The organism is Alcanivorax sp. (assembly GCF_014762765.1).
Classification (GTDB): domain Bacteria; phylum Pseudomonadota; class Gammaproteobacteria; order Pseudomonadales; family Alcanivoracaceae; genus Alcanivorax.
This window is the reverse complement of sequence record NZ_JABURH010000158.1, coordinates 1-19535: the sequence shown is the minus strand read 5'-3', so window position 1 is coordinate 19535 and position 19535 is coordinate 1. Positions and strand designations below refer to the sequence as shown.

The following is a 19535-nucleotide window of genomic DNA, read 5'->3' as shown; positions in this document are numbered from 1 at the left end:
ATGGCCGCGCTGGTGGCGGTGATGATCATGGTCTCCATCGGCACCTTCAGCTGGGAATCGATCCGCAACCTGGGCACCCACCCGGCCAGCAGCAGCGTGGTGATGCTGGCCACCGTGGTGGTGACCGTGTTCACCCACAACCTGGCGATCGGCGTGGGTATCGGCGTGTTGCTTAGCGCGCTGTTCTACGCTAACAAGGTGGGCCGGGTGTTCTACGTCACCAGCGAGTCCGAAGAGGGCAGCTACCGCCGTGACTACAAGGTGGTGGGCCAGGTGTTCTTCACCTCCGCCGACCAGTTCGGTGAGTCGTTCGACTATAAGGAAGGCGTGGACAAGGTGACCATCGACGTGCACCGGGCCCGCTTCTGGGACATCACCGCCATCGGCGCGCTCGACAAGGCGGTGATTAAATTCCGCCGTGAAGGCACCGAGGTGGAGGTGATCGGCCTGGACGAGGCCAGCGCCACCCTGGTGGACAAGTACGCCGTGCACGACAAGCCCGACGCCGTGGAAAAACTGATGGGCGGTCACTGAAGCCCTTAATACGCCTGATAAAAGGAAGCACTTAATGAGTCATGTGATTGCCTGTATCGACGGCTCCGCCGCCGCGGACTCGATTTGCGACCACGCTGCCTGGGCCGCCGGCCGCCTCAACGCACCGCTGATGCTGTTGCACGTTCTCGACGAGGCGCAATACCCCAGCGAGACCAACCTCAGCGGTAACCTGGGCCTGGGCGCCCGGGAGACCCTGCTGACCGAACTGGCGGACCTGGACGCCAAGCGCAACCGGCTGGCCCTGGAACAGGGCAAGGCCACCCTGGAAGCGGCGCGTGCCCGGGTGGCCGCCGACGGCGTGCCGGACCCGGTGCTGCGCCAGCGCCACGGCAACCTGGTGGAGGCCCTGAAAAGCCTGGACGACGACACCCGCCTGCTGGTGATCGGCAAGCAGGGCGTCAAGCACGGCGGCGCCGAGCCGTCCGGCGGCGAGGTCGGCGACAACGTGGAGCGGGTGGTGCGCACCATCCACAAGCCGGTGCTGATCACCGTGGGCGAATTCCGCGAGCCGAAAAGCATCATGCTGGCGTTCGATAACAGCGCCAGCACCCGCACCGGCGTGCGGTTGTTGGCCGACAGCCCGCTGTTCAAGGGCACCCCCTGCCAGCTGCACCTGGTCAAGGTCAACGGCGACGACGAGGGCCTCGACTGGGCCACCCAGTGCCTGGAGAACAGCGGCCATACCGTGGTCACCGCGCGCCTGGAAGGGGAGGTGGAAGCCGCCCTGCACCAGTATCAGGAAGAGCAGGGTATCGACCTGATCGTGATGGGGGCCTACGGTCACTCCAGGATCCGCGAGTTGCTGATCGGCAGCACCACCGACCGAATGCTCCGCAACGCCCGGGTGCCCCATTTGATCTTGAGGTAAGACCACCATTCATGAAAGAAATACCGGGTATCATCAATATTGATTTCTTTTATGAGATAGGCGCTCCTAGAATGCGCGCCATCGGTAGCTGGTGAGCCGGCTTCGGTATCCATTTCCATATCGAAAGGATTGACCATGTCATACTCCAAAGACATCGAAGCATTGAATTCCGTGGTTGGTGCCAACAAAACCTGGCACGACATCGACCCGGAAGCTGCTGTTCGCATGCGTCTGCAGAACCGTTTCAAAACGCATCTGGACATCGCCAAGTACAACGCGAAGATCATGCGCGAGGACATGGCGGCCTACGACGCCGATAACAGCAAGTACACCCAGTCTCTGGGTTGCTGGCACGGCTTCATTGGTCAGCAGAAGATGATTTCCATCAAGAAGCACTTCGGGGATACCAAAGGCCGCTACCTGTACCTGTCCGGCTGGATGGTTGCCGCCCTGCGTTCCGAGTTCGGTCCGCTGCCTGACCAGTCCATGCACGAGAAAACCGCGGTCGCCGACCTGATCCGCGAGCTCTACACCTTCCTGAAGCAGGCGGACGCCTGGGAACTGAACCACCTGTTCCGTGACCTGGACGAAGCCAAGGCCGCCGGTGACCAGGCCAAGCAGGCCGAGATCGTCGACAAGATCGACAACTTCCAGACCCACGTTGTGCCGATCATCGCCGACATCGACGCCGGTTTCGGTAACCCGGAAGCCACCTACCTGCTGGCCAAGAAGCTGATCGAAGCGGGCGCGTGCTGCATCCAGATCGAGAACCAGGTGTCCGACGAGAAGCAGTGTGGCCACCAGGACGGTAAAGTGACCGTTCCCCACGCCGACTTCCTGGCCAAGATCAATGCCGTTCGTTACGCCTTCCTCGAGCTGGGCGTTGACGATGGTGTGATCGTTGCCCGTACCGACTCCGAAGGTGCTGGCCTGACCAAGCAGATCGCTGTAACCAACGAGCCGGGCGACCTGGGCGACCAGTACAACTCCTTCCTGGAAGGTGAGTACATCGAGTCCGCCGACGAAATCAACAACGGCGACGTTGTGATCAAGTCCAACGGCAAGCTGCTCAAGCCGACCCGTCTGGCCTCCGGCCTGTTCCAGTTCCGTAAGGACAGCAACATCGACCGTGTTGTTCTGGACTGTGTTACCAGCCTGCAGAACGGCGCTGACCTGCTGTGGATCGAGACTCCGACCCCGAATGTCGAGCACATCAAACTGATGGTTGATCGCATCAAGGAACAAGAGCCGAACGCCAAGCTGGTTTACAACAACAGCCCGTCCTTCAACTGGACCCTGAACTTCCGTCAGCAGGTATTCGATGCCTGGGAGAAGGAAGGCAAGGACCTGTCCGCCTACGATCGCGCTGGTCTGATGAGCGTGAAGTACGACGACAGCGAACTGGCTGCTGAAGCTGACGAGTGGGCCAAAGAGTTCCAGGCCAAGGCGTCCCGTGAAGCTGGCGTTTTCCACCACCTGATCACTCTGCCGACCTACCACACCGCTGCTCTGTCCACCGACCAGCTGGTAGAAGGCTACTTCGGCGAAGAAGGCATGCTGGCCTACGCCAAAGGTGTTCAGCGTCAGGAAATCCGTCGCAACATCGCTACCGTGAAGCACCAGGACATGGCCGGTTCCAACATCGGTGATGACCACAAAGAGTACTTCTCCGGTGAAGCTGCGCTGAAAGCCGGCGGTAAAGACAACACCATGAACCAGTTCGAGAACAACTAAGTTCCGATCTGCTCAAGGTAAGTCTTGAAGAAGCGGCCTCCGAAAGGGGGCCGCTTTTTTTGTGAAGAAAACACATCACAGACTAGCGGGAACGGAAGCGACCAGCGCCTTGCTGAGAGGGCTGCAGGGCTAGCCCGGAATTTCCTTTTGGACGACAGAGCCGCAACGCCGAATTCCACACCGCCGTCACAGATTATGTAGGGTGCAGTTCGCCTTGGGCTCAGTGCACCCTACGTTCTTGGGAAACCGCTCGGGGTTTGTGACAACAAAAAAGGGGCGGCCCGCAGGCCGCCCCCTTTTTTTTGCGTCTGACGTCAGACACCCGACGTCCGACCTTCCCCTTACTCGTAATCGAAGGAGAAGTGTTCCGGCTTCAGCTGCATGGTGCTCTTGGTGGGCTTCAGCGCGGCATCCGCGTGGGCCTTGGCAGAGGGCAGCATGCGATCGAAGTAGAACTCGGCGGTGGCCAGCTTGGCCTGGTAGAACTCCGCCGGCTCGTTGCCGCCGTTTTCCAGCTTGTCCTTGGCAACACCCGCCTGCAGGGCCCAGAAGTAGGCCATCATGGCGTAGCCGCTGTACATCAGGAAGTCGTAGCTGGCGGTGGAAACGATATCGCGGTCCTTGGCGGCCACCAGCATGATGCGGGTGGTCAGGTAGTTCCACTCGGCGGCGATCTTCAGCAGCTTCCAGGCGAACGGACGCAGCTTGGGATCACGCAGGTTCTTGGTGCCGAAATCCACCAGCTTCTTGCTGAAGTCACGAACACACTTGCCCTTGGTCAGCAGCAGCACTTTACGGCCCAGCAGATCCAGCGCCTGGATGCCGGTGGTGCCTTCGTACAGGGTGGAGATACGCGCGTCACGGACGATCTGCTCCATGCCGTGCTCTTTGATGTAGCCGTGGCCACCGAATACCTGCATGCCGTCGTTGGCCACTTCCAGACCTTTCTCGGTGAGGAAGCCTTTCAGGATCGGCGTCAGGAAGCCCAGCTCGTCATCCCACTTCTGGTATTCCTCATCGTTGTCGGCCTGGGCCGCGCTGATCATCTTGTCCGCGTACTGGGCGGCGAAGTAGATCATGGCACGACCACCTTCGGCGATGGCCTTCTGCTTGAGCAGCATGCGGCGCACGTCACCGTGGTGGATCAGGCTGTCGGCGATGGCATCCGGTTCTTTCTTGCCGGACAGGGCACGCATGGACTTACGCTCTTTCGCGTAGGTCAGGGCACCCTGGTAGGACAGCTCGGCGTGGGCCAGGCCCTGGATGGAGGTGCCGATACGGGCGGTGTTCATGAAGGTGAACATGCACTCCAGACCCTTGTTTTCCGGGCCGATCAGGAAACCGGTGGCCTCGTCGAAGTTCATTACACAGGTGGCGGACGCCTTGATGCCCATTTTCTTTTCCAGGGAACCACAGCTGACGCCGTTATCTTCACCGATCTTGCCCGGCAGGTACTTGGGCACGATGAACAGGGAGATACCACGGGTGCCTTTCGGCGCGTCGGGCAGGCGGGCAAGAACGATGTGGACAATGTTCTCGGTCAGATCGTGCTCACCGGAAGAGATAAAGATCTTGGTGCCGGAGATCTTGTAGGAGCCATCTTTCTGCGGCTCGGCCTTGGTTTTCACCTGGCCCAGATCGGTGCCGCACTGCGGCTCGGTGAGACACATGGTGCCGCCCCAGCGACCTTCGGTCAGCGGTACCAGGTAATCCTGCAGCTGCTGGTCAGAGCCGTGCATCTGGATGGTGTTCATGGCACCCATGGACAGGCCCGGGTACATGGTGAACGACCAGTTGGCGGTGGCCATCATTTCGGACTTGATCAGACCCAGGGAGGCGGGCAGGCCCTGGCCGCCGAATTCCACCGGGTGGCTGAGACCCTGCCAGCCGCCGGCCACGAACTCGTCGTAGGCTTCCTTGAAGCCTTTCGGAGTGGTAACCACGCCGTCTTCAAACTTGCAGCCTTCCTCGTCACCGCTCTGGTACAGCGGCGCCAGGGTGTTTTCACACAGCTTGGCCATTTCGCCAATGATGGCTTCGACCATATCCGGGGTGGCTTCTTCACCTTCCGGGAAAGTCTTGTAGTGGCTTTCGAAATCGAGCACTTCGTTCATCAAAAAGCGCATATCGCGCACGGGAGCCTTGTAAGTCGGCATAACAGTTACCCTCGTCAGGCAGAAATCGATTCAACTGTCAGTAACGGACAGCGCAACAGGGCGGGCATTGTTGGGCAATTCAAGCGCAAACACATTGACTGTCAAGGCGGGCGCGGACGGGCGTTAGGGTGAATGGGCGTTCACGGGACATTGAGCGGCAAGCAACGGGATTGCTACGGAGCCACTGTAGGAGTTCCCTTCCAAGGGACGAACCGCACGCAGTGCGGAATCGACCGCAGGGCGATCAGGGGGTTCGGGTTTCTGGAACGACTTTCTGGGAGCGGGGCGAGAAGCCCCACCGATTTCCTCGCTGCCGCTCGGTTCGTCCCCTGGAAGGGAACTCCTACGACAGACGACAGATCCTGCTCCTACTTCTTCCCTTTCCAGCTATACATAGACGTAGACACCCCGGTGCGCCGGGCGACTTCGTCCCAGATGCCTTGAGGCAGAATGGCCTTCATCAGTTCCACTGACTTGGCCATGGGCGGTTCGATGACAAAGGCGTCTTTCTTCTGCATGCCCCGCATGATGCTTTTCACCACCTTCTTCGGGGTCAGCATGGGAGAAAATAGTGGCGTCTTCACGCCGTCGAACATGCCGGTGGAAATATAGCTGGGGCAAACGCTGGTTACATGCACATGCTTGATTTTGCGTACCGCCAGTTCCAGCCGCAGGGATTCCGAGAAGCCCACCACCGCCCATTTGCTGGCCGCGTAGGTGCTGCCGTAGGGCAGGCCGATAAAGGCAGAGGCGCTGGCGATATTGACCAGGAAGGCCTCATCGGCCTGGATCAGATCCTCCAGAAAGGCATGGGTGGTAGCCATCAACCCTTCCGTATTGACCCGGAAGGTGTTCAGGTGTTGTTCCAGTTCAACGGTCTCGAATTCACCGCCAAACACCACCCCGGCATTATTGATCAGGCTGGTGATGGGGCCCACTTCCTGGTGCAGCTTGTCGCGGAATTTGGCGATGGAGGCAATCTTGCTCACATCCAGTACATAGGGGTGCGCCTTGCCGCCAGCGGCCATGATGCGGTCGGTCACCTCGCGGGCAGCGCTGATGCGCCGGGCGGTCACGATGACTTCTGCGCCCTGTTTGGCAAACTCCTCAGCCATCAGGGCGCCAATGCCGGCACCGGCGCCAGTGATCAGAATGCGATGCTTTTCGAAACGGGCCATGGGCAATTCCTTAGCTACAAGCTTCAAGCAACAAGCTGCAACGCGGAGGCAGCTTGTTGTGTGTTGAGACGTTTTCGCCGCGATTCCTCTCCGGGCGCGGGCACAGCGGTTCTGAATCAAAGGGCGGTTACCGCGCCTTGCAGCTAGAAGCTCGACGCTAGCAGCTGCTTTATCCAGGCAGCTTCAAGCCGACCAGCACCACCTTGCCATCTTCCACCGAGCGGGCTCGCAAGCGCAGACCGCTGACACGAACCGTATCACCGACCACGGTCTGTTTCCCGACCTGTTTGGTAAACAGCTCGGCCACGGTGAGCCCCTGCCAGAGCGGCGGCGGTGGTTCTACGCCGTAGATGGCAATCAACTGGGCCACTGGCGTCTTGCCGAGCACCGTGAAATCGCCGTAATAGCGTTTCTCGTCGTTGCTCATCTTGTGGCACAGGTCGGACAGGGCGGACTTGTGGGACAGGGGCGCCAGCCAGGCGATCAGGTCGCCGGCCTCGATATCCGGGTTGTCACTGAGACTCAGTACCTGCTGGTTTCGGTACAGGATCAAGGGGGTGCGTTTGTCCTCGCTCAGTTCGCCCAGCGGTTTGCCTACGGCCCGGGCGCCGGCCTCTACCTCGAACTGCATCAGATAACGATCTCGGGGGGCGGCCAGCGGGACGGTCTGTTTGGGTTCGGTGGTGGGCGGCACCGATACTTTCAGTTTGCGCGCCACATAGCGCAGGCTGGCACCCTGCCCCAGCAGGGAAATCAGCACCACCACCAGGGTGATATCAAACAGCAGATAGGTCTGCTCCACGCCAGCCAGCAACGGGAATACCGCCAGGACAATAGGGACCGCCCCGCGCAGGCCGGTCCAGGCGATAAAGGTTTCTTCCCGCCAGGTGAAGCGGAACGGCAGCAGGCTCACCCACACGGCGATGGGGCGCGCCAACAGCATCAGGAAAGCGGCTACCGCCAGTGCCCAGGGCAGGTTTTCGGTGAGTCGTGACGGCGTCACCAGCAGGCCGAGGATCAGGAACATGCCGGACTGGGCCAGCCAGGCCATGGAATCCATGGCCTTGAGCACGTTATCGCCGGTGCCGCCACGGCGGTTGCCGGCCACCAGGCCGGTGAGATAGATGGCCAGAAAGCCCGAGCCACCCACCAGGTTGGTCAGTGCAAACACCATGGCGCCGCCACTGCACAGCAGCAGGGCATGCAGCCCTTCGTTGCTGCGCACCCTGAGCAGCAGCTCACTGATTACGGCACCCAGCAGCAGGCCGAGCAGGGCGCCCAGGCCGAACTGTTGCAGCAGGGTCCACAGCATGCCCACGCCCCAGTCGGCCGCCGGGTCCACCAGCAGCCCCACCAGCATCAGGGTAATAAAGATGGCCATGGGGTCGTTGAGACCGGATTCGATTTCCAGGGTGCTGGCCACCCGTTCGTTGAGGGTCACCCCGGCGCCCTTGATCACGCTGAATACCGCCGCCGCGTCGGTGGAGCCGATAATGCCGCCCAGCAGCAGCCCCACCCGCCAGTCCACGCCCATCATCCAGGTGGCAAAGACCCCGACCAAGGCGGCGGAAATAGCGACGCCCAAGGTGGCCAGGCTGAGTGCCGGCTTCAGGCCCAGCCTGAAGGTGCTGAGCCGGGTGCGCAGGCCGCCGTCGAGCAGGATAACTGCCAGGGCGATATTGCCGATCACATAGGCGGTGGAGAAATCATCGAACTGGATACCGCCGATGCCGTCCTCGCCGGCGAGCATCCCCACCACCAGGAAAATGAGCAGCGACGGCACCCCGAACCGGGCGCTCAGCGAGCCCAGCAGCAGGCCGGTAAACATCAGGCCGGTGCCGATAAGAAGAAACAGGTTCAGAGAGTCCAAGCGGAATCCATGCCAAGAGAATCAGGGTTCTATAGTAGAATAGCTTACACGCAACGTGCTGCACGCTACATGGCGAGACTTTGATCTTTGCGCAGGAGCGACGCTCCTGTGGTGAATTGCGTGCGCGGTGCTTGCAGCGTGTGATGTTGCCATTATACTAGCGCGCCCTTCTGGCTATATTTTGAACAGCAGGCCCCCTGCAAGGCGAGTGTTGAGATGGATTTTTCCCAGCGATTTGGCGTGATTGTGATCGGCGGTGGCCATGCCGGCACCGAGGCGGCACTGGCGTCCGCGCGCATGGGCGTCTCCACCCTGCTGCTGACCCACAATATCGAAACCCTCGGCCAGATGAGCTGCAACCCGGCCATCGGCGGCATCGGCAAGAGCCACCTGGTACGCGAAATCGACGCCCTGGGCGGCGCCATGGCCCGGGCCACCGATAAAGGCGGCATCCAGTTCCGCGTGCTCAATGCCCGCAAGGGGCCGGCGGTACGGGCCACCCGCGCCCAGGCGGACCGGGTCCGTTACAAGGCGGCCATCCGCGCTACCCTGGAAAACCAGCCCAACCTGACCCTGTTCCAGCAGGCGGTGGACGACCTGATCGTGGACAACGGCCGCTGCGTGGGGGTGGTCACCAATATGGGCCTGCGCTTTGTGGCCGATGCGGTGGTGCTCACCGCCGGCACCTTCCTGGGCGGCGTCATTCACATTGGCCTGGATAACCACCAGGGTGGCCGCGCCGGTGACCAGCCCTCCAATGCCCTGGCTCGTCGCCTGCGCGAACTGCCGTTCCGGGTCGACCGCCTGAAAACCGGTACCCCGCCGCGGATCGACGGCAAGACCGTGGACTTTTCCGTGATGGAAGAGCAGTGGGGCGACAGTCCGCTGCCGGTGATGAGCTACCTGGGCAAGGTGGAAGAGCACCCGCAGCAGGTGTGCTGCTACATCACCCACACCAACGCCCAGACCCACGACATCATCCGCAGCGGCTTCGACCGCAGCCCCATGTTCACCGGCGTGATCGACGGGGTCGGGCCGCGCTATTGTCCGTCCATCGAGGACAAGGTGAACCGCTACCCGGACAAGGACAGCCACCAGATCTTTGTGGAGCCGGAAGGGCTGGATACCCATGAGCTGTACCCCAATGGCATTTCCACCAGCCTGCCGTTCGATGTGCAGCTTGAGGCGGTGCGTTCCATCCGGGGTTTCGAGAATGCCCATATCACCCGGCCGGGCTACGCCATCGAATACGACTATTTCAATCCCCAGGATCTCAAGCACAGCCTGGAGACCAAGCACATGCCCGGCCTGTTCTTCGCCGGCCAGATCAATGGCACCACCGGCTACGAAGAGGCCGGTGCCCAGGGGTTGCTGGCGGGCCTGAACGCGGCGCGACTGAGCCAGGAAAAAGACGCCTGGACCCCCCGTCGCGACGAGGCCTACATCGGCGTGCTGGTGGATGACCTGATCACCATGGGCACCCAGGAGCCCTACCGCATGTTCACCAGCCGCGCCGAATACCGCTTGCTGCTGCGCGAGGACAATGCCGACCTGCGCCTTACCGAAAAAGGCCGTGAGCTGGGCCTGGTCGACGATGAGCGCTGGGCCGCGTTCAACGCCAAGCGTGAGGGCATGGCCAAGGAAGAGCAGCGCCTGAAAAGCACCTGGGTGCAGCCGAAAACGCCCCAGGCGGAGGCGGTGAACGCCCTGATCGAGAAGCCGCTGACACACGAATACAGCCTGCTGGATCTGCTCAAGCGTCCGGAGTTGAGCTACGCCACCCTGGCGGACGCGGTGGCGCTGGGCGAGCGTCCGGATGCGGCAGTGATCGAGCAGATGGAAATTCTTGCCAAGTACGCCGGCTACATTGATCGTCAGAACGACGAGATCGCCAAGTTGCGGGCGGCGGAAACCACCCGCCTGCCGGAAGACTTCGATTATGGTCAGGTGAAAGGCCTGTCCAACGAGGTGAAACAGAAGCTGGGAGAGATCCGCCCCGAAACCCTGGGGCAGGCGGGCCGGATTCCCGGGGTAACCCCGGCGGCCATTTCCCTGCTGATGATCTATCTGAAGAAGCACCAGCACCAGCAGAAGGCAGCCCAGCAGGCATGAGCCTTTCCACAACCTTATCCGATACCCTGGCCCGCGGCGTTGACGCCCTGGGCCTGTCACTCAGTGATGACCAGCAACGCCAGCTGCTGGCGTACGTGGACCTGCTGGTGAAGTGGAACCAGGCCTACAACCTCACCGCCATTCGCGATCCGGCGGAGATGGTTACCCGCCATCTGCTCGATTCCCTGGCAGTGCTGCCGTACGTGGCAGACACCGACACCCTGGACGTGGGCACCGGTGCCGGCATCCCGGGGATTATTCTGGCCGTATCGCGGCCGGATCAGGCCTTTACCCTGCTGGATTCCAACGGCAAGAAAACCCGCTTCGTGCGCCAGGCCCGCCGCGAGCTGGGGCTGGATAACGTGGAGGTTGTGCACGCCCGCGTGGAACAGTACGGTAAGAGCCCATCACAGATAATTTGCCGTGCCTTTGCCTCCTTGTCGGACATGCTGGCACTCATGGCGCCGATAATTACCGATAATACCCGGGTACTGGCCATGAAAGCGGCCAGCACAGAGCGGGAATTGGCGACCATGCCGCCGCACTGGCAGGGAAACCACCATAGTCTGAACATTCCCGGGCTCGATGAGCCCAGGACACTGGTGGTGGTACAACAGCGCAGCGATTGAAGGCCACCGGGGTGGCCTCCATAAGGAGACAGCAGTGACCACCGTATTTGCCGTAGCGAACCAGAAAGGCGGCGTGGGGAAGACCACCAGCAGTGTGAACCTGGCGGCGTCGCTGGCAGCCACCCGCAAGAAAGTCTTGCTGGTGGATATCGACCCCCAGGGCAATGCCACCACCGGCTCCGGGGTGGACAAGTTCGAGACGGATTACACTATCTACGATGTGCTCTGCGATGACGTGCCCATCGAGCAGGCGGTTACCGGTACACCTGAAGACTCCGGCTTTGCCCTGATTGCCGCCAACGGCGACCTGACCGCCGCCGAAGTCCAGATGCTCGAACTGAAGTCCAAGGAATTCCGCCTGCGTAACGCCCTGGCGCGGATCCGTGACGACTACGATTACATCCTCATCGATTGCCCGCCGTCTCTGAACATGCTCACCGTGAATGCGTTGACGGCGGCGGACTCGGTGATCGTGCCGATCCAGTGCGAGTACTACGCCCTGGAAGGTCTGACCGCGCTGATGAACACCATCGAAAAGATCCGCTCGGTCCTCAATCCCAAGCTGCACATCGGTGGCCTGTTGCGCACCATGTACGATCCGCGCAACAGCCTGTCCAACGATGTGTCCAATCAGCTGATCAGCCACTTCGGTGACAAGGTGTATCGCACCATCATTCCCCGTAACGTGCGTTTGGCGGAAGCGCCCAGTCACGGTGCGCCGGTGATCACCTATGACCCCAAATCCCGTGGTGCGGTCAGTTATCTGGCTCTGGCCGGTGAGATCCTGCGTCGTGAGCAGGCCCTCAAGGCCCAGCCTGCAGCAGCTTCATAAGGAACAACATCATGGCGGCAAAGCGTAAACGCGGTCTCAGCAAGGGCCTGGATGCCCTGCTCAGCAGCAGCGAATCCTACCAGCAGCATCAGGACGAAGTGCGGATCCAGCAGCAGGCGGAAGATCGGGTCAGCGGTGTGGAGTATCCACCCCGTGACGGCGAGCTGCGTCACCTGCCGGTGGAATGCATGGAGCGCGGCCGCTACCAGCCGCGCCGTGACATGTCCCCGGATGCTTTGGAAGAGCTGGCCGAGTCCATCCGCGCTCAAGGGGTCATGCAGCCCATCGTGGTGCGGCCTCTTGGCGAAAAGCGCTACGAGATCATTGCCGGTGAACGCCGCTGGCGTGCCGCCAAGATGGCCGAGCTGGACACCATCCCGGCGGTAATCCGCGAGGTGCCCGACGAAGCCGCCATCGCCATGGCGCTGATCGAGAATATCCAGCGGGAAAACCTCAATCCCATGGAAGAGGCCATCGCCCTGGGACGCTTGAAGGAAGAATTCGGGCTGACCCATCAGCAAGTAGCCGACGCGGTGGGCAAATCCCGCGCCATGGTCACCAACCTGCTGCGCCTGATGAGCCTGGAATCCGACGTCAAGAAGCTGCTCGAGCATGGCGACCTGGAAATGGGTCACGCCCGTGCGCTGCTGGCGCTCACCGGCAACAAGCAGGTGGAAGCCGCCCGCACCGTCGTGGCCAAAGGGCTGTCCGTGCGCCAGACCGAAGAGCTGGTGCGTGATTTCGAAAAAGCCAAACCCGCCAAACCGGCTCCACCCAAGGAAGATCCCAACGTGAAAGCGCTGATCGGCGATTTGTCTGACCGCCTGGGTGCCCCGGTACAGATCCAGCAAGGTCAGGGCAACAAGGGCAAGCTGGTAATCAGCTACAACAGCCTGGATGAACTGGATGGCATCCTGGCGCACATCAAGTAACCCGTCCGGCGTAGTAACCAAGGAAGGTATGGAGGGATAGTGGGGCGGTTTCTTTACCGGGCCGAGGCCGACGGCAAGCCGGTTTCCGGCATTCAAGATGCGGACAGTGCCGCTGAGGCCGTAGCCCTGCTCAAGGAGCAGGGTCTGCAGGCCGTGCGCCTGCAGAGCGATGCCATGAGCGCCGCCATGCCCCTGGATACCAACGGGCTGGCGGACCAGGACTACGCCGAACTGCGCCACTATTTCCAGGCCCGCCACGGGCTGCGCCCCTTCCTGCTGATGCTGCTCAAACAGACCTGGCTGCTCTGGCTGCTGACCATACCCGGTGCGGTACTGCTGTGGCTGGCCGACTATCGGCTGTGGGCAGGCCTGTTGTTGCTGGTGCCGCTGACCATGGCCGCCATTGCCCTGTGGAAATACCGCGACGCCCGGGATTTCGATGCCATGCTCTCCGCCATTGCGCTGGGGTACTGGCAAAAAGCCGCCTCCTTGGGTGACCGGCTGGGTCGTCGCATCCGCGATGAATCCGTAGCCATGGAGCTGACTGTGCAAAGAGCCTGTTTGCAGGCCCGGACCGGGGAGACCGACGAGGCACTCGCTACCCTGGCACCCTGGCAACCGGTCATGGATATGCTGATGCCGGGCATGTACGCCGCCCAGCAGGCGCGGGTCTATCTGGCCGCCCGTGAGCATGAAGCCCAGTTATGTTGCCACCGCGAGGCTGTGGCAGCCTCCCAGCAGGACCCAAGCCAGACCCTGGACTATGCCCTGATGGAAGCCCGCTACGGCTCCGCCGCCCGTGCCCACTGCCTGCTGCTGGAAGTGGATCCGGCGCTGTTGCCGGAATATGGCGATGCCTTTGTGCCCTGGGTGGAAGGGATCGTGGCCTTGCGCCAGGGGCGCGATCAGGCAGCGGCCACCAGCCTGAGCCTGGCTCTGGACAGACTGCAACTGCTGGCTGGCAATCCGGCGGTGTGGCCCACCCTGGCCATGGTAGGGGGTGATGCCGCCCGGGTCCTGTTGCGGCTGGGGCAGAGCGATGAGGCGGCGGCCATGGTAGATGCTGTCTGGCCAGTGCTGGCGGTTCATGGTGAACCGGACCAGCTTGCCGCCCTGGCGCCGGTGCTGCCCTCAAGCGTATAGCTGATGGCGCTGCCTGATCGGTAAACAAAAGAATTTTAATGTTTACCAAATTGCATGAATCTGGTTCATAATGGGCGTGGCCCCGCTCTCACCACTTTTCCCTTCCGCAATTGGTCTTACATTGACTAACAATCCGCCCTGCACGGTTGCCAGTAGCGTGCCAACTCCATATACTTCGCCGCGCTAAAGATCAGGGGTGCCAAGACCTTGCGCCTGGTGCGGCATCAACTTGCATCAGCCCAGAGGCTTCACGGTGACCAGCAACGAATTTCAGCCCAACAGAGCACTGTTCTGGGGCTTAATGCGCGCCCAGCTTGTAACGCTGGTGCTTTTCGCGCTGCTGGTAACCACCCTGGCCGGTACACTGGCCGGTCTGGTAGCGGCCTGGGGAGGCTCTATCAGCCTGATCGCTTACGCCTGGGGTGGCTTTCAGTTATGGATGCACCCCGGAAACCGCGCACCGAAACGCATGGCCACTGCCGCGATTCGGGCAGAGATGGGCAAGATCGCAATTATGTTGTTGCTGTTCTGGCTCACCTTCTCCAAGGTCCCTGAAGCGCGGGAAATGAAAATCGCAATGGTTCTGCTGCTGGGCTTCATGCTGACCCAGATTGTGGGCTGGGTTCAGGTGGCACGCCTGGACGGGCAAACGGCGGCAGAACAAGACAGTCAAGACGACTGAGACGGTAGGCATCGGCTCTCTAACAGAGGTTTGACATGGCAGCGAACTCCGCCGGCGAGTACATCAAGCACCACCTGGGTAATCTGACCTATGGCAAACTGCCCGAAGGGTATGTCCGTGAATGCCATGGTCACGCGGAAACGCTGACTGAATCTACCTGGACCTTCGCCTGCAACGGTAACGAAGCCAAAGACATGGGCTTTGCCGCCTTTCATGTGGATTCTCTGGCCTGGTCCGGCGGTCTCGGCATTATCATGTGCCTGGTTTTCTGGCTGGCCGCCCGCAAGGCGACTGCCGGTGTTCCCACCGGTTTCATGAACTTCATCGAAACCATTATCGAATTTATTGATACCCAGGTTCGCGACTCCTTCCACGGCAAGAGCAAGCTGATCGCCCCGCTGTCACTGGTGATCTTCTGCTGGGTCTTCCTGATGAACCTGATGGACCTGATCCCGGTGGACTTCATTCCGAAGACCTTCGAACTGATCATGGTCAACTTCTTCGGCTGGAGCGCCCACGAAGCCTACTTCAAGATCGTGCCCAGCACTGACCCCAACATTACCCTGTCCATGTCCTTCTGCGTGATGCTGCTGGTGATCTTCTTCACCATCAAGACCAAAGGCGTGGGCGGTTTTATCGGTACCCTGGCTCTGCACCCCTTCGAGGCGAGCAACCCGGTTATCAAAGTCCTGCTGATTCCAGTCAACCTGCTGCTGGAAACCATTGGCCTGCTGGCCAAGCCGGTTTCACTGGGGCTGCGACTGTTCGGCAACATGTACGCTGGCGAGTTTGTATTTATCCTCGTGGCGGCCATGATGGGCACCTGGCAGTTCATTGGTGCCTGGCCCTGGGCGGTGTTCCATATTCTGGTAATCACCTTGCAGGCATTTATCTTTATGGTTCTCACCATCGTTTATCTCAGCATGGCGGTGGAAGACCACTAAGTAAGTTTTTTAAACCGGTTTTTAATTAAACCAACCAAGCACTTAACGGGAGTGTAAAGATGGAAGGCATTCAATTTCTTGCTGCTGCTATCGTAGCTGGCCTGGCGGCCATCGGCGCAGGTCTGGGTTTTGGCATGATGGGTGGCCGTTTCCTGGAGTCTGTGGCTCGTCAGCCTGAACTGGCACCGATGCTGCAAACTCGCATGTTCATCATCGCCGGTCTGCTGGATGCTGTGCCGATTATCTGTATCGCCATCGCGTTCCTGCTGATTTTCCAGTAAATCGCGCTTTACTTTTTAAGCCCCGATTTTGGGAAATCTAAGCAACGCGGATTGAGGTGTTGGCATGAATATTAATGCGACACTAATTGGCCAGGCCATTTGGTTTGCCCTGTTTGTGTTCTTCTGCATGAAGTTCGTTTGGCCTCCGATTTCTCGGGCGCTCGAGGAACGGAAGCAGAAGATTGCCGAGGGCCTGAGTGCCGCGGATCGGGCAGAGCGTGATCTGGAACTGGCGCAGGAAAAGGCGACCGCCAATCTCAAAGAAGCGAAAGAGAAGGCGGCCGAAATTATTGATCAGGCCAATCGCCGGGCTAATCAGATTGTGGAAGAGGCTAAAGATGCAGCGCGCACCGAAGGTGAGCGTCTGGTAGCCAAAGCCCATTCTGAGATTGACCAAGAGGTTAATCAGGCTCGTGAGCAGCTGCGTAAAGAAGTGGCGGCCCTGGCGCTGAGCGGTGCCGAGAAGGTACTGGCTGGCGAAGTAAACCAGGACGCGCACAAGCAGATGCTTGAGCAGCTGGCGGCTGAACTCTGAGACTACGGGTAACCCATGGCTGAACTGACCACCATCGCACGCCCCTACGCCAAGGCCGCCTTTGTTTTTGCAAAGGAACAAGGCGACCTGGGCAAGTGGGAAAAGATGCTGGGCTTGGCAGCGGCAGTGGCAGGTGATGCCACCATGCGTGCCTACCTTGACCAGCCGGAACTGGATGACGCTGCCAAGGTTTCTGCTTTTGCAGAAGTCTGTGGCGATGAACTCGACGAAAGTGGGTGCAATTTTGTTGCACAGCTGGCGCATAACAAGCGTCTGCCGCTTTTGCCGATCATCCTGCAACTGTTCCACGAGCTTCTGGCCCAGGAGCAGCGGTTCACCGATGTGGAGCTCGTCTCCGCATTCGATCTGGACGACGCTGCAACCGAGAAGCTGGTAACAGCGCTGAAGAAACGCCTTGGCACTGACGTGAATGTCACCACGTCTGTGGACCAGTCCCTGATTGGAGGCGTGCTGGTGCGAGCCGGCGATACCGTAATTGATGGCAGTGTGCGTGGCCGACTAAACCGTCTGGCAGAGCAACTGAACTCTTGAGTTTGAGGGATTAGAGATGCAGCAACTCAACCCGTCCGAAATCAGCGAGATTATCAAGTCGCGCATCGCGAAACTTGATACCTCCACCGAAGCACGCAACGAGGGTACGGTGGTATCCGTATCCGATGGTATTGTGCGTATTCATGGTCTGGCCGACGTGATGTTCGGCGAGATGATCGAGTTTGAGGGCGGCATCTACGGCATGGCCCTTAACCTGGAGCAAGACTCTGTGGGTGCCGTGGTCCTGGGTGATTACCTGGGTCTGGCCGAAGGTCAAAAGGTACGTTGTACCGGCCGCATCCTGGAAGTGCCGGTAGGTCCGGAACTGCTGGGTCGTGTCGTGGACGCCCTGGGTAACCCCATCGACGGCAAAGGCCCGGTCGACGCCAAGCAGACCGACGCGGTCGAAAAGGTAGCGCCCGGCGTTATCTGGCGTCGTGAGGTGAACGAGCCCGTCCAGACCGGTTACAAGTCCATCGATGCCATGGTGCCGATCGGCCGTGGTCAGCGTGAGCTGATCATCGGTGACCGTCAGATTGGTAAGACGGCAGTAGCGGTTGATGCCATCATCAACCAGAAGAACTCCGGCATTAAGTGTGTCTACGTCGCCATCGGCCAGAAGCAGTCCACCATCGCTAACGTGGTGCGCAAGCTGGAAGAGCACGGTGCCATGGACAACACCATCATCGTTGCGGCTTCCGCCTCCGATCCGGCCTCCATGCAGTTCCTGGCAGCCTTTGCCGGTTGCACCATGGGCGAGTACTTCCGTGATCGCGGTGAAGATGCACTGATCGTTTATGATGACCTGACCAAGCAAGCCTGGGCCTATCGTCAGATTTCCCTGCTGCTGCGTCGTCCGCCGGGTCGTGAAGCTTATCCTGGTGACGTGTTCTACCTGCACTCCCGTCTGCTGGAGCGCGCCGCCAAGGTAAACGAAGAATACGTTGAGCAGTTCACCAACGGTGAAGTGAAAGGCAAGACCGGTTCTCTGACCGCCCTGCCGATCATCGAAACCCAGGGTGGTGACGTTTCCGCTTTCGTACCGACCAACGTAATCTCCATTACCGATGGTCAGATCTTCCTGGAAACCGACCTGTTCAACTCCGGTATCCGTCCGGCGATGAACGCGGGTGTATCCGTATCCCGTGTAGGTGGTTCCGCGCAGACCAAGATCGTCAAGAAGCTCGGCGGTGGTATTCGTCTGGCTCTGGCTCAGTACCGTGAACTGGCGGCATTCGCCCAGTTTGCTTCCGACCTGGATGACTCCACTCGCGAACAGCTGGAGCATGGTCAGGCGGTAACCGAGCTGATGAAACAGAAGCAGTACAGCCCCATGAGCGTTGCCGAAATGGGTGTTGTTCTGTACGCAGCGAACGAAGGCTACCTGAAAGGGATGGAAGTCGAGAAAATCGGCGCCTTCGAAGCGGCTCTGCTGGACTACATGAACAGCGAAAAGAAAGCGTTGATGGACAAGATCAACGAGAAGGGTGACTACAACGGCGAGATCGAAGCCGAGATCAAAGAATCTCTCGATCAGTTCAAAGCCACCCAGACCTGGTAATTCGCTGAAAAAGGGTACTTCCTATGGCCAGCGGTAAAGAGATCAAAGGCAAAATTGCCAGCGTCCAGAGCACGAAGAAAATTACCCGTGCAATGGAAATGGTGGCAGCCTCCAAGATGCGTAAAGCGCAGGATCGTATGGCGGCAAGCAAGCCCTACGCGACTCGCATGCGTCAGGTGGTTGCACATCTGGCCAATGCCGATCTGGAATACCGGCACATTTACCTGCAAGAGCGGGAAGTGAAGAACGTTGGCTACATCGTAGTGACCTCCGACCGGGGTCTCTGCGGTGGCCTCAACGTGAATCTGCTCAAGAATGTCGTCAAAAGCGCGCGCGAGTGGGAAGAGCAAGGCGCCAAAGCCCAGTACTGTGTAGTGGGCTCCAAGGGTGTCAGCTTTTTCAAGAGCGTTGGCGGCAATGTGGAAGCGACAGTGTCCGGTCTGGGGGATACCCCGCACCTGAACGATCTGATCGGTTCCATCAAGGTAATGCTGGATGCCTACGAAAATGGTGAGATCGATCGCCTGTACATCGTGTACAACGAGTTCGTGAACACCATGACCCAGGCGCCCAAGAACATTCAGATGCTGCCGCTGGAACCGGCGGAAGATGAAGAGTTCAAGCGCCACTGGGACTACATTTACGAGCCTGCCCCGAAAGCACTTCTCGACGAGCTGCTGGTGCGGTTCATTGAGTCCCAGGTGTATCAGGGTGTGGTTGAAAACAATGCCTGCGAGCAGGCAGCGCGAATGGTAGCGATGAAAGCGGCCAGTGATAACGCCGGCGACATCATTCGTGATCTGCAGCTGGTGTACAACAAGGCACGCCAGGCTGCAATTACGCAGGAAATCTCCGAAATCGTTGGTGGTGCTGCTGCGGTCTGATTTGTCAGCAGACTGGTAGAAAGAACGCGGCAAAAACGCAAGTTAAGAGGATGCAAGCATGAGTAGCGGTCGTATTGTTCAGATCAT

At 59.9% G+C, this 19535-nt stretch carries 18 protein-coding genes; 15 read left to right on the top strand and 3 right to left on the bottom strand.

What is annotated here, in order from left to right; all coding sequences use genetic code 11:
• The 3 genes from HUJ17_RS11665 to HUJ17_RS11655 all read left to right on the top strand — a co-directional run.
• The coding region (locus HUJ17_RS11665; protein WP_290510850.1) for an STAS domain-containing protein at positions 1-534 on the top strand (534 nt) is incomplete at its 5' end.
• Between the two features lie 34 nt (positions 535-568).
• Positions 569-1423, top strand: coding sequence for a universal stress protein (locus HUJ17_RS11660; RefSeq protein ID WP_214012097.1), 855 nt, complete (start codon positions 569-571; stop codon positions 1421-1423).
• Between the two features lie 135 nt (positions 1424-1558).
• On the top strand, positions 1559-3157 hold the full coding sequence (locus HUJ17_RS11655; RefSeq protein ID WP_290510849.1) for an isocitrate lyase: 1599 nt from the start codon (positions 1559-1561) through the stop codon (positions 3155-3157).
• A 341-nt stretch (positions 3158-3498) separates the two neighbouring features.
• Here the strand turns inward: HUJ17_RS11655 and HUJ17_RS11650 are convergent, their stop codons facing one another.
• The 3 genes from HUJ17_RS11650 to HUJ17_RS11640 all read right to left on the bottom strand — a co-directional run bounded on the left by HUJ17_RS11650 (position 3499) and on the right by HUJ17_RS11640 (position 8361).
• Positions 3499-5313: an acyl-CoA dehydrogenase C-terminal domain-containing protein gene (locus HUJ17_RS11650; protein ID WP_290510848.1), complete on the bottom strand. Its 1815-nt coding sequence runs from the start codon at positions 5311-5313 to the stop codon at positions 3499-3501.
• A 368-nt stretch (positions 5314-5681) separates the two neighbouring features.
• Positions 5682-6491, bottom strand: a complete 810-nt coding sequence (locus HUJ17_RS11645; RefSeq protein WP_290510847.1) for an SDR family NAD(P)-dependent oxidoreductase — start codon at positions 6489-6491, stop codon at positions 5682-5684.
• Positions 6492-6660: 169 nt separating this feature from the next.
• Positions 6661-8361 (bottom strand): potassium/proton antiporter, encoded by a 1701-nt coding sequence (locus HUJ17_RS11640; RefSeq protein WP_290510846.1) that lies wholly within the window; start codon positions 8359-8361, stop codon positions 6661-6663.
• Between the two features lie 216 nt (positions 8362-8577).
• Here HUJ17_RS11640 and mnmG point away from each other — a divergent pair, with 216 nt between their 5' ends.
• The 12 genes from mnmG (at position 8578) to atpG (ending at position 19448) form a co-directional block, all read left to right on the top strand.
• Positions 8578-10473, top strand: a complete 1896-nt coding sequence (gene mnmG / locus HUJ17_RS11635; protein WP_290510845.1) for a tRNA uridine-5-carboxymethylaminomethyl(34) synthesis enzyme MnmG — start codon at positions 8578-8580, stop codon at positions 10471-10473.
• On the top strand, positions 10470-11102 hold the full coding sequence (gene rsmG / locus HUJ17_RS11630) for a 16S rRNA (guanine(527)-N(7))-methyltransferase RsmG (protein ID WP_290510844.1): 633 nt from the start codon (positions 10470-10472) through the stop codon (positions 11100-11102). Before mnmG ends, rsmG begins: the two co-directional genes overlap by 4 nt.
• 34 nt (positions 11103-11136) lie before the next feature.
• Positions 11137-11934, top strand: a complete 798-nt coding sequence (locus HUJ17_RS11625) for a ParA family protein (protein WP_290510843.1) — start codon at positions 11137-11139, stop codon at positions 11932-11934.
• Positions 11935-11945: 11 nt separating this feature from the next.
• Positions 11946-12866, top strand: coding sequence for a ParB/RepB/Spo0J family partition protein (locus HUJ17_RS11620; RefSeq protein ID WP_290510842.1), 921 nt, complete (start codon positions 11946-11948; stop codon positions 12864-12866).
• 39 nt (positions 12867-12905) lie between these two features.
• A complete protein-coding gene (locus tag HUJ17_RS11615; RefSeq protein ID WP_290510841.1) occupies positions 12906-14009 on the top strand; it encodes a hypothetical protein in 1104 nt (367 codons plus the stop codon).
• A 301-nt stretch (positions 14010-14310) separates the two neighbouring features.
• Positions 14311-14691 (top strand): ATP synthase subunit I, encoded by a 381-nt coding sequence (locus tag HUJ17_RS11610; protein ID WP_290510840.1) that lies wholly within the window; start codon positions 14311-14313, stop codon positions 14689-14691.
• 35 nt (positions 14692-14726) lie between these two features.
• Complete coding sequence (gene atpB, locus HUJ17_RS11605; protein ID WP_290510839.1) at positions 14727-15635, top strand: F0F1 ATP synthase subunit A; 909 nt, start codon at positions 14727-14729, stop codon at positions 15633-15635.
• A 59-nt stretch (positions 15636-15694) separates the two neighbouring features.
• A complete protein-coding gene (gene atpE / locus HUJ17_RS11600; protein WP_007151035.1) occupies positions 15695-15916 on the top strand; it encodes a F0F1 ATP synthase subunit C in 222 nt (73 codons plus the stop codon).
• Between the two features lie 64 nt (positions 15917-15980).
• Positions 15981-16451 (top strand): F0F1 ATP synthase subunit B, encoded by a 471-nt coding sequence (locus tag HUJ17_RS11595; RefSeq protein WP_035245638.1) that lies wholly within the window; start codon positions 15981-15983, stop codon positions 16449-16451.
• Between the two features lie 15 nt (positions 16452-16466).
• A complete protein-coding gene (locus HUJ17_RS11590; RefSeq protein WP_290510838.1) occupies positions 16467-17003 on the top strand; it encodes a F0F1 ATP synthase subunit delta in 537 nt (178 codons plus the stop codon).
• 16 nt (positions 17004-17019) lie between these two features.
• Entirely contained in the window at positions 17020-18564 is a 1545-nt protein-coding gene (atpA, locus tag HUJ17_RS11585) for a F0F1 ATP synthase subunit alpha (protein ID WP_062815058.1), read from the top strand.
• Positions 18565-18587: 23 nt separating this feature from the next.
• A complete protein-coding gene (atpG, locus tag HUJ17_RS11580; protein ID WP_062815057.1) occupies positions 18588-19448 on the top strand; it encodes a F0F1 ATP synthase subunit gamma in 861 nt (286 codons plus the stop codon).
• Positions 19449-19535: the final 87 nt, after the last annotated feature.

What these genes read in the sequence shown, in the direction of transcription:
- atpB (WP_290510839.1), top strand. Translation starts at nt 14,727, where the DNA reads ATGGCAGCGAACTCCGCCGGCGAGTACATCAAGCACCACCTGGGTAAT.
- HUJ17_RS11650 (WP_290510848.1), bottom strand. Translation starts at nt 5,313, where the DNA reads ATGCCGACTTACAAGGCTCCCGTGCGCGATATGCGCTTTTTGATGAAC.
- rsmG (WP_290510844.1), top strand. Translation starts at nt 10,470, where the DNA reads ATGAGCCTTTCCACAACCTTATCCGATACCCTGGCCCGCGGCGTTGAC.
- atpG (WP_062815057.1), top strand. Translation starts at nt 18,588, where the DNA reads ATGGCCAGCGGTAAAGAGATCAAAGGCAAAATTGCCAGCGTCCAGAGC.
- mnmG (WP_290510845.1), top strand. Translation starts at nt 8,578, where the DNA reads ATGGATTTTTCCCAGCGATTTGGCGTGATTGTGATCGGCGGTGGCCAT.
- HUJ17_RS11590 (WP_290510838.1), top strand. Translation starts at nt 16,467, where the DNA reads ATGGCTGAACTGACCACCATCGCACGCCCCTACGCCAAGGCCGCCTTT.
- HUJ17_RS11595 (WP_035245638.1), top strand. Translation starts at nt 15,981, where the DNA reads ATGAATATTAATGCGACACTAATTGGCCAGGCCATTTGGTTTGCCCTG.
- atpE (WP_007151035.1), top strand. Translation starts at nt 15,695, where the DNA reads ATGGAAGGCATTCAATTTCTTGCTGCTGCTATCGTAGCTGGCCTGGCG.
- HUJ17_RS11645 (WP_290510847.1), bottom strand. Translation starts at nt 6,491, where the DNA reads ATGGCCCGTTTCGAAAAGCATCGCATTCTGATCACTGGCGCCGGTGCC.
- HUJ17_RS11610 (WP_290510840.1), top strand. Translation starts at nt 14,311, where the DNA reads ATGCGCGCCCAGCTTGTAACGCTGGTGCTTTTCGCGCTGCTGGTAACC.
- atpA (WP_062815058.1), top strand. Translation starts at nt 17,020, where the DNA reads ATGCAGCAACTCAACCCGTCCGAAATCAGCGAGATTATCAAGTCGCGC.
- HUJ17_RS11655 (WP_290510849.1), top strand. Translation starts at nt 1,559, where the DNA reads ATGTCATACTCCAAAGACATCGAAGCATTGAATTCCGTGGTTGGTGCC.
- HUJ17_RS11660 (WP_214012097.1), top strand. Translation starts at nt 569, where the DNA reads ATGAGTCATGTGATTGCCTGTATCGACGGCTCCGCCGCCGCGGACTCG.
- HUJ17_RS11620 (WP_290510842.1), top strand. Translation starts at nt 11,946, where the DNA reads ATGGCGGCAAAGCGTAAACGCGGTCTCAGCAAGGGCCTGGATGCCCTG.